Here is a 15,414-nt window from a genome sequence, read left to right as displayed (position 1 = left end):
TTCAGTATAGCAAATAGGGATGAGTCAATGGTAGCGTTGGAGTGGGCGCCGCAGCATTTTTAAATTAAGGTTTCTTAACTTTCTTCCAACGTCCCGCGGCTTGTCCGCGGGATCAAGTGATTTAGTTCATTCCTAGATCTTGCGGACAAGAAGATCAAATTTCAAGGATAACTATTCTAGGTTACTCGTCACTGATTCTATAAATACAAATCAGGACTCACCTAACAAATTTTTTAATCCGGCTAAATGAGATTTGGCCAAATTTTTTGATTGTTCTTCAGAACGTTCCACATTTTTACCAAACCATTCCAAATGTTCTGGGGGTAGTTCCTCCAGGAAGCGGCTGGGTAAGCAATCTTGTAATTCGCCCGCACGACGTCTTTGTTTGGCTAAGGTAAAACATAATCCCTTTTGGGCACGGGTAATGCCTACATATGCTAAGCGTCTTTCTTCTTCAATTTGGTCTTCATCAATACTTACCCGATGCGGCAATAATTCTTCTTCCATGCCGACCAGATAAACGTAAGGAAATTCCAAGCCCTTGGATGCGTGTAAGGTCATTAGCTGCAAGGTTTCGTTATCCTGCTCATCTGCTTGTTCAAGAATATCGATCAAAATTAATTTATTAATCGCCTCGGCTAATGTTTGCTCGGGTTTTTTTGCTAATAAACGCCCGACCCACTCTATTAGTTCCCAGACATTGTCCATCTTTTTTTGTGCTTTTGCAGGAGTATCACATTGTTCATAGATATGGGCTTCATAACCGCTGTCTTCTACCATCTGTTTTAAGTGCTCTATAATCGAGCCCATGGTTAATCGTTTTTTTGTTTCTTCAATCCATGATTTAAAAACTTGTAATGCCGCTCGAGGCTTTTCTGCAACATGTTCACTAAGCGCAAGATGGTCTGCGGAGGCATAAAGACTAATCCCTCGGCTTTGTGCATAGTGCCCCAGTGAATCAAGACTGGTTTCGCCAATGCCACGCTTTGGGGTGTTAATTACTCTTAAAAAAGCAGCGTCATCAGCTTCATTGCACAAAAGTTTTAGGTAGGCAAACACGTCTTTAACTTCTGCTTTGGCGAACCATGATTGTCCTCCACTAATAGTATAAGGAATACTATAATGGCGGAGTACTTTTTCAAATACACGTGACTGATGATTGCCACGATATAAAATTGCATAATCTCCATATTCCGTTCTGGTTCGTAGTTTGTGGCTTATTAAATCAGCAACTACCTGTTCTGCTTCGTCATTCTCATCTTTGCAACGGATCACTCTTAAGAGTTCACCATGACCAAGTTCACTCCATAGTTTTTTTTCAAATAGGTGTTGGTTATTAGCGATAAGATGGTTGGCCGTGTGTAAAATAATATTGGTCGAGCGGTAATTTTGTTCTAACTTTATTATTTTTAATTGCGGATAATCATGCTGCAATTGTTTCAAATTTTCAGGTTTAGCACCTCGCCAGGCGTAAATTGATTGATCATCATCGCCTACCACCGTAAAGCGGGCTTGGATTCCAGTTAATTTTTTTACCAAAAGGTATTGGCTTGTATTTGAGTCTTGGTATTCATCCACCAGTAAATGGCGGATTTTGTTTTGCCAAAAATCTAATACGGAAGAATGCTCATTAAGAAGACTGACAGGGAGACGAATTAAATCGTCAAAATCAACGGCATTATATGCCTTAAGCGCCTGCTGATAACGGGGGTACAATAGAGCGGCTTCTTCATAAAAAGGGGTGTCCGGACTGTTTTTGATAACCTGGTCTGGCGTAAGAAGGTCGTTTTTCCAGCGCGAAATTTGCTGTTGGATTTGGAAAATGAATTCTCGTTCGGTTGCTTTATTTGCGGGTAAAAAACTGCGTAAGATTTGCAAACAATCTTCGCTGTCAAAAATAGAAAATCCTTTTTTCAGTTCACATAAGGCATAATCACGTTTGAGAATGCTTAATCCCAAAGTATGGAACGTTGCTATTTTTAAACCGCGACGATTCGCTGCGGGCAGAACGGCGGCAACGCGAGCACGCATTTCATTGGCTGTTTTGTTCGTAAAAGTTACGGCACATATTGTATTGGCGGCGTAGCCACATGTGTTAATTAAATAGCCGATTTTTTGCGTTATTACTCGTGTTTTACCGCTTCCAGCTCCAGCAAGAACTAATAAAGGTCCATCTATATAGCGTACCGCTGCCATTTGTTGGCTATTCAACATCTTAAAAGGACTCGCTCAAAAAAGAGCGATTATTGCCCGCTTAGGCATTGTGAATCAACTACTAATTTATAGAGCGTTCGACGTCAAATTCTTCTTCAGTATCAATTTCAATGAATTCAGGTTTAGTTTCTGGTTCCTTAGGTTCTTCGATACCAAAAACGACTTTATCAATCGTTTTAAATAAAGGGGCTAGAATATTTTTATCTCTCATGATTAATCCTTTAATATTTTCGGAGGGAGGTTTTAAAAGCATAGTTCAAAATCATTTTTTCTCCAGGAAAAAATACAAAAAAATTATGATATACTTTGCACAGTCACGAGATTTTATTTAGGGTCAGTTTCACTCCCTATTTTGGCGCATCCCTTATTTTTTGTGCTCTCACACTCTCATACCGTGTATGTATGCTGTGCTTCGATGATTAAAAATAAAGAGGGTGATTCAATCTAGAATATTGTATAGCTGACCCTCGTTTGCCGTAATTTTATTTGAGCCCATTATGAAAGAATCCGACACGCTTCAACGCTTTATTTTTGAACATGCCAATATTCGTGGTGAAATTGTTCATATTGAAAATACGTACCAAAATATTATGAGCCAGCGGGATTATCCACCCATGGTTAAAAATTTGTTAGGAGAAGCGATTGTTTCTTGTCTTCTGTTAGCATCCAGTATTAAGTTTCAGGGCAGTTTAAATCTACAATTTCAGGGAGATAAGCGGCTTCCTTTATTATTGGTTCAGTGTGACCATGAGTTTAATGTGAGGGCTTTTGCCCAATTTATTGAGCATTTGGAAACCAAGGAATATGCCACAGCTTTCCTTGAAGGCCAGATGGTAATCACCATTAATCAATACAATCAAACAAGCTCCTATCAAAGTATGGTTCCCATTCAGTCAACCTCCATGAGCGAAAATTTAATGAGTTATTTTGCTCAATCCGAGCAAGTATCCACACGAGTTTGGTTGGCCGTGAATGATAATGCCGCAGCTGGGATGTTGCTGCAGTTAATGCCGGGTGAAGATACCGTACAAAGAGAGCAATTCTGGGAATATGCAGTGCAATTAGGCCAAACAGTGAGTGAGCATGAATTACTTACATTGGATAATGAGACATTACTTTATCGTCTTTATCATGAAACGGAGTTGAGGATATTTGATAGCCGTAAAACTCAATTCAAGTGTCGGTGCAGTCTGGAGAAAATGAAACAGGTATTGGCCGTTTTAGGTGAGGACGATGCAAAAGCATTGTTACAAGAAGAAGGTGAAGTGGCGATTCGATGTGATTTTTGCAATAAAAAATATACGTTTGATCCCATTGATGTAGCGATGTTATTTCATAAGGGATGATGATGGGTGGCCTGGGTGTGAAGTCGTACCCCAAGTAGAATTATTCTCTACAACCCGGGCTGCCTTAGGCTACGAATTCAATTATTGTAAAGTAAATTTTATTGAAGATAGCATTCCTTTATCCGCTTGAATGAGCTCCACACATTCCCCACGCATGGCTTGCAGTACATGTTGTAATCTAATAAATTGCTCGCTGAGTTGAGTGTATAGATCCGTTGAGTGTTTCCCTTCTAACTCACCAATAGTCAAATAGGCGGCTTGTCCCATTTCCGAAAAATACTCAAGACTGACGTGTCTCCTTTTTGCAATTCCGGGAAATAGACCGCAACAGAGTAGGCTTTTATCCCCTACATCGCGTAGTAATTCCATTTGCAGGGTTTTGGGCCTATTTATGGATTCAAGAAAATCGAGTGCAACAATGGATTCGATGAGTTTAGGTCCTTGAGAAAAACGCATTAATAAAAATACCAAATAACTTTCAGTATTTTCAGTGAGCATAAGCTGTGTCGCAGCTTGCGCCTCATTAACCAAAGCATGCCATTGGCTAATGTCAGTGGGATGTAAAATTAATTGTTTCATAATTACTCCCTATTTTTTACCCCTCTCTTTTATTTTAGCAGCTAAAAAAAAATTGGTAGGTTATAAAGCAAGTTATTGAGTTGCAATAGGTATTCCCTACTTGCGCTACTCGGCACCCGGCTACAAATTAATAGGGGGGGGAATTTGAGTTTGCTATACTAAAATACAAGAAGCTGATAGGTTTTAGCTGCTTATTGATGTATAATGTCAAAACTATGAACAAATACTCTGCTTTTTCCTTCAAAGGTTATTTATGATTGATCAGATTCGCAACATTGCTATTATCGCCCACGTTGACCATGGTAAAACCACGTTAGTAGATAAATTACTGCAACAAACAGGTACATTAAATGAGAGAGCGCCTAAAGTTGAGCGCGTAATGGATTCCAATGCTTTAGAAAAAGAACGAGGCATTACCATTCTTGCCAAAAATACATGTGTATATTGGAAAGAGCATCAAATTAATATTGTTGATACCCCAGGACATGCTGATTTTGGTGGGGAAGTTGAGCGTATTTTATCGATGGTTGATAGTGTGTTGTTGCTGGTTGATGCAGTTGACGGACCTATGCCACAAACACGTTTTGTGACTCAAAAAGCGTTTGCCCGTGGATTAAATCCTATTGTAGTGATTAATAAAATCGACCGTCCGGGAGCAAGACCACATTGGGTTATGGATCAAGTATTTGATCTTTTTGATAATTTGGGTGCAACAGATGCACAATTGGATTTTCCTGTAGTTTATACTTCTGCATTAAATGGTTATGCTAAGTTGAATTTGGAAGATGAAGCGACCGACATGAGTGCTTTATTACAAACCATTATTGATGAAGTTGAAGCACCAAAAGTGGATGCGAATGGTCCTTTCCAAATGCAAATTAGTTCTCTCGATTATTCATCTTATGTCGGTACGATTGGCATAGGTCGTATTACTCGAGGACAAATTAAAGCAAAATCCGCAGTGAAGATTATTGATAAAGACGGCAACATTCGTGCTGGTCGATTATTGCAATTATTAGGTTTCAAAGGCCTTGAGCGTACTGAAGTTGAAGAGGCCGGTGCGGGCAATATTATTGCCATTACAGGTATTGAAGGCATTAAAATTTCTGACACGATTTGTGATCCTAATCAGGTCGAAGCATTACCGGTGCTTTCTGTTGATGAGCCAACAATTAGCATGACCTTCCAAGTGAATGATTCGCCTTTTGCAGGCCAGGAAGGAAAATTTGTGACCTCGCGAAAAATTCGTGAGCGTTTAGATACAGAATTATTGCATAATGTGGCTTTACGTGTTGAGGATTGTGACGATCCTGATAAGTTCCGTGTATCTGGTCGTGGTGAACTCCATTTATCCATTCTCATCGAGACGATGCGTCGTGAAGGCTATGAATTAGCGATTAGTAAACCAGAAGTGATTATTCGCGAAGTCGATGGTGAGCAACAAGAGCCTTATGAGCATTTGACTGTGGACGTCGAAGAAAATCACCAGGGTTCGATTATGGAAAAGCTGGGTGAGCGTCGTGGTGAACTACAAAATATGGTTCCTGATGGCAAAGGAAGAGTACGCCTTGACTATATGATTCCTACCCGAGGCCTTATTGGTTTTCATAATGAATTCTTGTCTTCTACCTCCGGTACAGGTTTAATGTATCATGTTTACGATCATTATGGTCCGGCCATTAAAGGACGAATTGGGAAGCGTGCAAATGGCGTTTTGATTGCCAATTGTCAAGGAATGGCTCGTGCTTTTGCTTTGTTCAACCTGCAAGATCGTGGTAGGTTATTTGTTGAGCCGCAAACAGTTTGTTATGAAGGGATGATTGTTGGAATCCATGCCCGTGATAATGATTTAGTTGTGAATGTGACTAAAGAAAAGCAATTAACTAATATTCGTGCTTCAGGTTCCGACGAAAACATTATATTAACTCCTGCAGTCAAATTAACTTTGGAGCAGGCATTGGAATTTATTGATGATGATGAATTAGTGGAAGTTACTCCTGATTCGATTCGAATAAGAAAAAAATCATTGAAAGAACATGAACGAAAAAAAGCATCAAGAACAGCAAACATTGAAGAATAAATTTAAACGGATCGTTTTGTATGCACGTCAGCACCGAGCCAATCCAGGGGTAAATGAAAGTTTAGGCCGTTTGATTGAGTTTCTGGAAAAGCAAGACGTGCAAATTTATCAAGACATTGATACCGCTTCGGGCTTTGATGTGAAAATTCCCGTGTTGCCCAGAGAAGATATGGGGAAAAAAAATGATTTGATCATTGTTGTCGGGGGTGATGGAAGTTTGCTGTCAGCGGCCCGCATGGCGATTAAAGTGGATACACCCGTAATAGGAATCAACCGCGGACGCCTGGGATTCCTTACCGACATTTTGCCTCATGAACTGGAAAAGCAGCTCGGTGCAGTTCTTCGAGGCGATTATGAAGAAGAAAAGCGTTTTCTTTTACATACTCGAATTTACGATGAACATCATACTTATTTTGAGGGTGATGCACTCAATGACGTAGTATTAGGTCGTGGTCAAGAAACACATCTCATTGAATTTTCAGTACATGTCAATCAACAATTGGTGAGTCATTATCGCTCCGACGGTATGATTCTATCGACACCGACTGGTTCTACTGCCTACGCGCTATCTGCGGGTGGTCCAATAATGCATCCACAATTGAATGCCATCGTGCTTGTGCCTATGTTTTCCCATAGTTTGAGTTCACGTCCATTGGTTATTGACGGCGAAGCTAAAATTGAACTGCATATCAGCCAATTTAATGAGGCCGATTTGCGAGTGAGTTGTGATGGTCATGAATCAAGAATGGTCAAACCCGGACAAAAAGTTGCTATTCAAAAAAATGATCATCAATTACGTCTGCTACACCCTCTTGATTATCATTATTATGATACATTACGATCAAAACTTGGTTGGGAATCTAAACATCAAGGATAGGATTGAACATGCTCACCACTTTGTGCATTGAACAGTTTGCAATTGTACAACACTTGGAGTTGGATTTTACTCAAGGGATGACTGCCTTCACTGGTGAAACAGGAGCAGGTAAGTCCATTATGATCGATGCTTTGATGCTTGCTTTAGGTGATCGAGCAGATGCTTCGGTTATTAGACCTGGCCAGGAAAAATGCGACATCACCGCCGGATTTTTTGTGGGGCCAGGTTCGGAACCTGCCCAATGGCTTGCTGAACACGATATTCCTTGTGATGATGGTGAAATATATTTGCGGCGTGTGATTTATGCCGAAGGTCGTTCCAAATCCTATATTAATGGCCAACCATTTCCATTACAAAAAGTAAAAGAACTCAGTGAAAAGCTGGTCCATATTCACGGACAACATCAGCATCAAACATTAATGCACCATGGAACACATCGTCAGCAGTTGGATCAATATGGCAAAAATCATCCATTACTTGAAGAAGTAGCCCAACTCTACAAACAATGTCACAAAATACATCAAGAAATAGAGGCATTGCAAAGCCAGGAACAACAAGTAGATAAAATTGCATTACTACAGTTTCAAATTGATGAGTTATCAGCGTTGAATTTGCAAGAAAATGAAATTGAGACTTTATATCAAGAACATCAAATGTTGCATCATGCAAAAGATTATTTGCAAAAAAGTCAGCAAATTAATGGATTATTAAATTCTGAGGATGAACCCAACATTTGTACCAGTTTAAATCAGATTTTGCACTCCCTGAGTCAATTACCACAAGAACAAGCTCAAATCAGAAATACTGTGGAGTTGATTAATGGGGCACTAATTCAGTGCGAGGAAGCGATTGATGAGATGCAACAATTTGCGGAGCGTATTTACCTGGATCCAGAGCGATTACATGAAATCGAAACCCGTATGAGTTCCATACATCAGCTCGCGCGTAAATATCATATTGATAGCAGTCAACTCCATGAGCATGCTCGAAACTTACAAAACGAATTAGATCAGCTGCAAGATGGCGAAAGCAGATTAGCAAAATTAAAAATAGACCATTGTCAATTAGTTGCAACCTATGAAAAAGCTGCATTTAAATTAAGAGAAGTGCGGCAAGCACAGGCAAAAAAACTGGCGAAAGAAATCACAGCCAGTATCCAACAGCTTGGTATGCCTAAAGGCCGGGTGGAAATTGAACTATCTCCTTTAGAAAAAATGCAACTCCATGGCCTGGATAAAGTGGAATACAAGGTGTGTACTAACCCGGGGATGGAGCTGGATTCATTAAGTAAAGTGGCATCAGGTGGTGAGCTTTCGCGAATTAGTTTATCCATCCAAATGATTACTGCCCAACAAGGTACTACCCCTACCTTATTATTCGATGAAGTTGATGTTGGTATTGGTGGGGCTACCGCTGCTTTAGTTGGGCAAATGCTGCGTAAATTAGGTGAGCGTTTGCAAGTATTTTGTGTGACACACCAACCTCAGGTTGCTGCTGCCGCTCATAACCATTTTATGGTTGAAAAGCGAAGTGATAATAAAGAGACGTTTACCCATATTTCGTTACTGCAATCTACCGAAAAAATTGATGAAATAGCACGCATGTTGGGGGGGTTGAAAATAACAGAGCAAACTCGCTCCCATGCCAAAGAACTGCTACTACAAAGTAACTAAGAGCTGTTGAATATATGGAGTCATTCCCGTGAGGGAATGACAAAAATTTTAGTTTCGTCAACTGTATGAAGGCGTAAGCCGTAACTCGGGATGTGCTAGGGGCCCAGGTTTCGCTTCACTTTACCCTGGCAACACTCTTAAGTTGACCAGTGAGCCCAGCCGTACATCTTTATGCCGATTTCAATGCTTCACTAAGTGAAATAAAGTGGTAGCCATGTTCTTCAAACATGTGCAGTAAATCATCTAAAAAATAACCATTCAGCAAATTAGCATGGATGAGTAAAATTTGTTTTCCGGGTGTATTTTTTTCGGCCGATAATGTGCGTTGCCAGACATATTCAAGATAGCGTTGTTTAAACTCAGTTAATGAGGCATTTGGATTCTGTTTCAATAGCATTATTAATTTCGAATTAAATTCGAAATCCTTACTATCAATGGTCACTGGAGCAATAGTGTAATCATTTTTACTTAAATAGTGGCGAATAACACTTTTTTTCCAAAATTTGCCTTCCGAAAGATAGGGGTAACGAAAATATTTTGGCTGTGACATAAATGGGGCAAGGACTTTATCAGCCTTAATGAGATCGTTAATGTAATCGTCATAAGAAACCCGTTTTAATTTCAAATGGGCGTAACTGTGGTTTCCTAATTCCAATCCATTTTGTTTAAATACCTGAAATTGTTTTATAGTTTCGTCATTAACCCGATTACCAATCATAAAGCCTATTGCTGGAACTTGATGTTTTACAAGGCTGTTAACCATTTTTTCAAAAGTTTCATAGGGTGTTTTAATAAGAGGTAAGTCATCAATGGTAATTGCAACACTCCGTTGTTCAGCAAAGCTGACCCCAGCAAATAGGAAAAATACAGCAATAGCATGATACAGAATTTTTTTCAAAATAGTACTCCAAACATGGTATTGGTAAAACGTTATGGTTAATTGTTAAACCGAACTAACTCGATATCAGGTGACTATGTTTGCATAGAAACGCGATAGTTCCAATAGCTAATATTAGAGCTGTTGAGCCACCCTATCTATAGAAGATAGGGCGATACACGGAGGATCATTGGATTATGAATCAACTATTACATTGCATTAATGCGTTCCGGTAATGCATCCATGAACTCTTGGGTTGTAGTTTTACCACCTTTTCGTAAAGCAAATAGTCGAGGTTGAGCATAAATAGGATTATCTTTGGCCTGATTAAGTACATCGTTTACTGAAGAATTATCAGAAAGAGTGGCACGAATTTTACTTTTTAATTGTTTTAATTGTTCTTTTTTATCCGCTGCTACTTTAGGATTAATACTCACAGTGTCTAAGTGTTTGCGCTCATATTTTTCTATGAGTGACACAGTATGTTCAATATTCCATTCTTTTGAAGGATGTTTTGCATCTTTTTCCAGTGAAATATGGACCCCTTTTGGAGTTCCTAATTGGTTATTCCATGCTTGAGAAAAGCTTAATGCCTTGGGTTGTGAATCCTGCTCAAATTCAATCGGGGCGGGGTTTATTTTGCTTGCTAAGTAATCCCAGCTGGCTGCAAGAAAATATACAGGGGAGGGTAGAAATTTAAGAAATTTGGTTGGAATGTCGGTATCCTGTTCGTTTTCCGCTGGAATTCCTAATTGTTTATTCCATGCTTGAGAAAAACTGAGTGCCTTGGGTTGTGAATCCTGCTCTGAGTCAATCGGAGCTGGGTTCATTTTACTTCCTAAGTAATCCCAGCTGGCTGCAAGAAAATATATAGGAGAGGCTAGAAATTTAAGAAGTAGTGTTGGAATGTCAGTCCCATGTTCGTTTTCCGCTTCAGAATCTAGGCGCTCCTCCAGCAGGGTTTTCTTCTTATGAGAATTAGATCCAACGAAATAGTGGGCATCTTCAAAACCTTCACTAATAATTGCTACTAGCGCAGCCACTATTTGAGGAACCCCAGGCATGCGATCTGAGGTTAGCGCAACGCTGACTAAATGACCAAAGAAAAGGAGAATGCGTAAGGGGGTAATTGTTAATTTTAATAGAATACGAAATGGGTTAAGCATCTGCAGCCAATTTTCTGTCTCCCACATATGGGTAAGTCCAGAAGAAAGTGATTTGTAAGTACTCTTCACTATATTTTCAGAATCGGCTTTCAATGCCTCATACATCATTTCTAGTGATTCAAAAGAGTTTTGTACATTAAAAGAAATAGCGGATAAGCCCGTGATAAAGGGGTTAATTACACCCATAACAAAACTGGGAATTTTTTTCATCCACTCAAATAAAGGGCGAGCACTTGTTGCCACCGTCCACCAAGTACCTGCAGTACAAACAGTAAGTGCAATGGCTAAACTAACTAAGAATATAGCTAGGGCAGCCATAAAGAGGTTACGGGTTGTTAAGCCTTCGCTCAGATCATCTCTTAGTTTGGTGTACCATTTTTTTATGGTGTCATTGTTAATGAGATCGGTAATCGTGTTATAAGTCAACATCCCATAAGCCGCCCCAGCAATTACTGCCATAGGAACAACCAGGATTGGCCAAAAAGCAAAAGGAATCATGGCCATTAAAGGAATCACGCTAAAGGCTTCAACAATGAGGTAGGTGCTACCAAGTCCCATAAACGTTGCAGCAAGAAGACTAAAGCCTTTAACAAAATTAAAAGTGGATTGGCGTTTTTCTAGGCGTTCTTGCCATTCACTTTGTCCCCGTTGTTTAAGCCAGTCTCTTAGTCGCTCTGTATAAACGGATAATTTCTCTGTTTCCTTTTTCTTGGTCGCAAATAATTGTAATGCGAACCATTTTTCCATGTCCGACAAAGTTTTTTCGATTTGTTTTTTGTGTTTTTTGCTCTCTTTATCGAGGTGTTTGTGGTTAAACTCGCTCAGCAGTTTGAGTTGAGTCTCATAATCTTTGAAAAACTGAGGGCATTCTTTAGAATCGGTATTTTCTGGAAAATGTTCAAGCAAATACTCTTTAGCTAAATGATTCTCCAGGTAATTACTTTTAAAAAGTTTTTTGAATGATCCTTTTATGTTTTGTAAATAAACTTCACCTTCATAGGCAACTGAGAGCCCAAAGGCAGCAAATGCCAGAGATAAAGCGGGATATAAGGCATACATCCCTCCAAAACTTAAAAAACCAAGAATTAAACTGGCGCCTACAGTAAGAGAAGCCAGAGCAAGGTAACGAGGAATTTTTTTGAATCTTTTTTTTGTTACTGCCATTTATTTGCTCAATTAATGGATTGGGGTTCAACTCTATCCCAAATGAAAATGATTATCAATAGCGATAAGTTTAAAAAAAAGACATGTGGCTATTTTTTTAGTGAAGAAAACTTAAATTAAACAGTGGATTCAACTGCCGAATTTAGGTAAAGTGAGTTTTCACGCTGTAAATATATTTAAAATTTAATTTTAACTTAGGAGTAGAAATGCGTTTGAATCAATGGATGACCTATATTGCACTGGGCTCAGCGCTTGCAAGTGCGAATGTTTTGGCAGCTAATGCCCCTGTTCATGAGCAGTTACAAGTGCCTCAATGTCTTGCTGCAAAAATTGCTACTCCTTATGAGGTTTTAGCAGAAAATAAACAATTTAAGATTATTGATATCGCTGCAGCTGATGTAGATGCCCTGACTCATTTGGCAGATGAAGCAAATTGTGGCCGTTTTGTGAATGTCAGCCACCATATAATTGGTTCTTTACTGCAAGCAAAAAAACAATCTGCGCAACGAGTTCTACAGAAAAAAACAATTAAAAAATTACAGCCACAAAGTACAGTTTATGAAATTAAACACCAGGATGAAGTCAATGCGGCATTACAGGATGTAACTCCAGCTAATATTTGGAATACTTTGACAAAACTTACTTCGTTTCATAACCGTTCCGCTACCAAAGATACAGGCGTGGATGCTGCACGTTGGCTAAAAAAGACTTTTGAAGACATGGCCCAAGCCAACGGTCGCACTGATACAGCCACATTTTTTGTGAAAACAGGCACTTATTATAAGCAACCTTCATTAGTGACCGTGATTGGTAAAGACATTAATGCACCAGCTGTTGTAATTGGCGCGCATATGGATACACTGGATGGCCGTATGCCAGGGGCTGGAGATGATGGTAGTGGTTCTTCATCAATTATGGAAATGGCTCGGGTTTTGCTGTCCTCTAAAACAACCTTTAAGCGCCCAATTTATATTATTTGGTATGCAGCTGAAGAGCGAGGTTTGGTCGGTTCTCAATATGTAGTTGAGCATTTTATGGATAATTCGATTCCCGTAAAAGCGGCCATTCAGTTTGATATGACTGGATATCGAGTGGATTCCGAAGACCCAACAATGTGGGTATTTACTGATTACACCAATAAGAGTTTAAGTAATTTCGTAGCCGAATTAATCAACAATTATGTTCAAGTTCCCGTTGCCTATTCAGAGTGTGGCTATGGTTGCAGTGACCATGCTTCTTGGGATGAAGTAGGTATTCCAGCTGCATTCCCATGTGAGTCTAATTTTGAAGATCACAACCCCTACATTCATAGTTCTCAAGATACCATGGACAGATTAAGTCTTGAACATATGACTAATTTCTCTAAGTTGGCATTGGCTTTTGCTATTGAAATGGCATCAGAATAATCTAGATTGCTTACTAGTTCACCTGCCTCCCACGGCTCATTCGTGGTAGGCCGGTGGGACACTGAGTCAAGGATGGAGTTTCTGAGATATGGGTAAGATATAGTTCATAGAGGTGATTGTTTTTCTTTAATGATGTGAGATGTAATGATGAATCGAGCAATAAATAAAGTAGGGCTTTTTCTGGGTATATTTTTAAGCAGTATGAGCTTCGTTGTGAATGCGGGGAAGCTTCTCCCTCCTTGGTACTTATTAAACAATCAGTTAAGTGCCACCTTAAATGCAGATCCTTGTGTACACGTAGGTAATTTAGCTGGTGATGGGCTTGAAATGGAAATTAAAGTTACAGTTTGTAATGAGGATAAAGCACGTGCATTAGCCTCTTTTATCAACCGTGTGCATGAATATGGAGATAAATTAGCAGTTACGGTCAAAGTTTATTCTGATTCTATTCCTGTCGAAGCAAATACACCCAGTACTCCAGATGAAGCTGTGGAACTGATTAATATAGCCCTCAAAGGGAATGAATATTTTGTGGGTGCAGGACTTGGCACACGACAACATGATGGGACTGCCTATGCACTATTTAAACCCATGGTTGTGCAATATTATGCTGATGACACAAGTGATTGGTATCTTAATAAGAATGAAGTAGCGGCTAAAGCTTTTGGGGCTGTGTTTAATATAGACCCATATATTGAGGGTGCGATTAAAATGTACGCCAGCACCGAAATTATCGAAGAAGATAAAAATAAATAAAAAATTGTATATCCCAGGTAAATACGTATCCTAACCTGGGATTCAGATATTCGTTATCCATCTTAAAATTGATTCATAAATTGTGCGAGCTTTGATTAATTTGTTACCAATGTGTTAGACTATATAAAAGACATCTAGTTGTCTTTTTGCCCACTAACGATACCTTTTATATATTTCGGAAGATGTTATGTCAAAATGTACCATTGGATTATTACTCAGTGCAGCACATATTGCTTATCGCATTGTGGGAAAGGACAATTCTCTGCGAATAGAGCATCGTCAGGGATATGTTTCTACAACGCAATTAAAAACTGATATTAATAGTTCGGGATACTGCATTACCGCGAAAACCAATGCTGATGTAAAACATTCTAGAGGTTTAACCGCCGTTCGTCTTGAACCAAACGATGATGAATCACCAGTCATCATTTCTTTCCGAGGAACAGATTCAATTAGAGATATGTTTTCTAATATGAATTTAATATTGACTGGTACAGTGGGAATAGAATTACAGGCAGCGGCTTTTGATTTTTATGCAGAAACCAAAAAGAAATTTCCAAATAGAGAAATAATATTAGTAGGACATTCTCTGGGTGGACACTTAGCTCAATATGTAGGAGCTAAAGCTTATGCCGAAGATCAAGACTTAAGAGAATCAAGAAGCCTACATGTTCGAACTTTTAATACGGCGCCTCTCGATTCACTTCATGGTCGTTGGTTGAGTGATAAACACCCTTCTCATTTTAGTCAATTTTGTAATTATAGATTGGATAGAGATGTAGTCAGTCAGACACCCGTTCAACAATATTATGGAAATACTTTTTCTTTTTGTACCGAAAAAGGTAGGTTAGCGGCCCATCCGTTGAGGGCGATGAGGACAGTTCTTCCTGAGGCGGTAAAAAATTTAAGTGTAGGCGGAACCAGTGTAGATAAAAGAGACTTGAATACCCTAAAAGAAGCCGTTATAGGTATAAAGGAAGCTTATGCGGCCCACATAAAGGGGCAATGGTTTTCTAAGTTTCGAATGGGTAGTGCAAATAAAAAAATTATAGATAATGCCTTAGATCTGGTAACAACGGAGTTGAATAAAGAACCGCCCGATTTTGAAACAGCAAAGGTTCAGCTAAGACTAGCTAAGCTGGGAGCACATGGAGCTACATCGCATAATTGTTTGAATTGTTTGATCAATGATATTGTTTATATCCAAGATAAACATAAGCCATTGTCTAAATCCTTGGAAGCTCAACCTAGAACCCCTTGAAGATCCTGATGAAGA

Annotated in this window: 11 protein-coding genes and 1 pseudogene; 7 read left to right on the top strand and 5 right to left on the bottom strand. The window is 39.3% G+C overall.

All coding sequences use genetic code 11. From position 1 onward, the window contains the following. Nucleotides 1-210: 210 nt before the first annotated feature. Together ACWTEW_RS28195 and ACWTEW_RS28190 are read right to left on the bottom strand one after the other, a co-directional pair. Nucleotides 211-2,214, bottom strand: coding sequence for a UvrD-helicase domain-containing protein (locus ACWTEW_RS28195; protein ID WP_454781342.1), 2,004 nt, complete (start codon nucleotides 2,212-2,214; stop codon nucleotides 211-213). Nucleotides 2,215-2,275: 61 nt separating this feature from the next. Further along, nucleotides 2,276-2,425: a hypothetical protein gene (locus ACWTEW_RS28190; RefSeq protein ID WP_454781341.1), complete on the bottom strand. Its 150-nt coding sequence runs from the start codon at nucleotides 2,423-2,425 to the stop codon at nucleotides 2,276-2,278. A gap of 286 nt (nucleotides 2,426-2,711) precedes the next feature. On the opposite strand from ACWTEW_RS28190, the gene hslO reads away from it, so the two are divergent. After that, nucleotides 2,712-3,560 carry an Hsp33 family molecular chaperone HslO gene (gene hslO, locus ACWTEW_RS28185; protein WP_454781340.1) on the top strand — a complete coding sequence of 283 codons (849 nt, stop codon included), beginning with the start codon at nucleotides 2,712-2,714 and terminating at the stop codon, nucleotides 3,558-3,560. 81 nt (nucleotides 3,561-3,641) lie between these two features. On the opposite strand, the gene ACWTEW_RS28180 is transcribed toward hslO, so the two are convergent. Then, the gene (locus ACWTEW_RS28180) at nucleotides 3,642-4,139 is read right to left on the bottom strand and encodes a hypothetical protein (protein WP_454781339.1); all 498 of its coding nucleotides are present in this window, start codon (nucleotides 4,137-4,139) and stop codon (nucleotides 3,642-3,644) included. A 253-nt stretch (nucleotides 4,140-4,392) separates the two neighbouring features. Here ACWTEW_RS28180 and typA point away from each other — a divergent pair, with 253 nt between their 5' ends. Genes typA through recN form a run of 3 tightly spaced genes read left to right on the top strand, consistent with a single transcriptional unit; the run spans nucleotide 4,393 to nucleotide 8,769 of the window. Next, a complete protein-coding gene (typA, locus tag ACWTEW_RS28175; RefSeq protein ID WP_454781338.1) occupies nucleotides 4,393-6,219 on the top strand; it encodes a translational GTPase TypA in 1,827 nt (608 codons plus the stop codon). Continuing rightward, nucleotides 6,209-7,096, top strand: a complete 888-nt coding sequence (locus ACWTEW_RS28170; RefSeq protein ID WP_454781703.1) for an NAD(+) kinase — start codon at nucleotides 6,209-6,211, stop codon at nucleotides 7,094-7,096. Before typA ends, ACWTEW_RS28170 begins: the two co-directional genes overlap by 11 nt. Nucleotides 7,097-7,104: 8 nt before the next feature. Continuing rightward, on the top strand, nucleotides 7,105-8,769 hold the full coding sequence (gene recN / locus ACWTEW_RS28165; protein WP_454781337.1) for a DNA repair protein RecN: 1,665 nt from the start codon (nucleotides 7,105-7,107) through the stop codon (nucleotides 8,767-8,769). A gap of 169 nt (nucleotides 8,770-8,938) precedes the next feature. Here the strand turns inward: recN and ACWTEW_RS28160 are convergent, their stop codons facing one another. Next, on the bottom strand, nucleotides 8,939-9,667 hold the full coding sequence (locus ACWTEW_RS28160) for a polysaccharide deacetylase family protein (protein WP_454781336.1): 729 nt from the start codon (nucleotides 9,665-9,667) through the stop codon (nucleotides 8,939-8,941). Between the two features lie 683 nt (nucleotides 9,668-10,350). Further along, nucleotides 10,351-11,976, bottom strand: a pseudogene (locus ACWTEW_RS28155) (hypothetical protein); the annotation flags it as partial. Between the two features lie 206 nt (nucleotides 11,977-12,182). Between ACWTEW_RS28155 and lapA the strand changes: the two are divergent. From lapA to ACWTEW_RS28140, 3 genes are all read left to right on the top strand, one after another. Further along, a complete protein-coding gene (lapA, locus tag ACWTEW_RS28150) occupies nucleotides 12,183-13,382 on the top strand; it encodes an aminopeptidase LapA (protein WP_454781335.1) in 1,200 nt (399 codons plus the stop codon). Between the two features lie 144 nt (nucleotides 13,383-13,526). Continuing rightward, nucleotides 13,527-14,138 carry a group-specific protein gene (locus tag ACWTEW_RS28145; protein WP_454781334.1) on the top strand — a complete coding sequence of 204 codons (612 nt, stop codon included), beginning with the start codon at nucleotides 13,527-13,529 and terminating at the stop codon, nucleotides 14,136-14,138. A 187-nt stretch (nucleotides 14,139-14,325) separates the two neighbouring features. Continuing rightward, nucleotides 14,326-15,399 (top strand): lipase family protein, encoded by a 1,074-nt coding sequence (locus ACWTEW_RS28140; protein ID WP_454781333.1) that lies wholly within the window; start codon nucleotides 14,326-14,328, stop codon nucleotides 15,397-15,399. Nucleotides 15,400-15,414: the final 15 nt, after the last annotated feature.

Source organism: Legionella stuttgartensis (assembly GCF_977063405.2).
The sequence above is the reverse complement of the archived record's forward strand: the minus strand, read 5'-3'. Positions and strand labels throughout refer to the sequence as shown.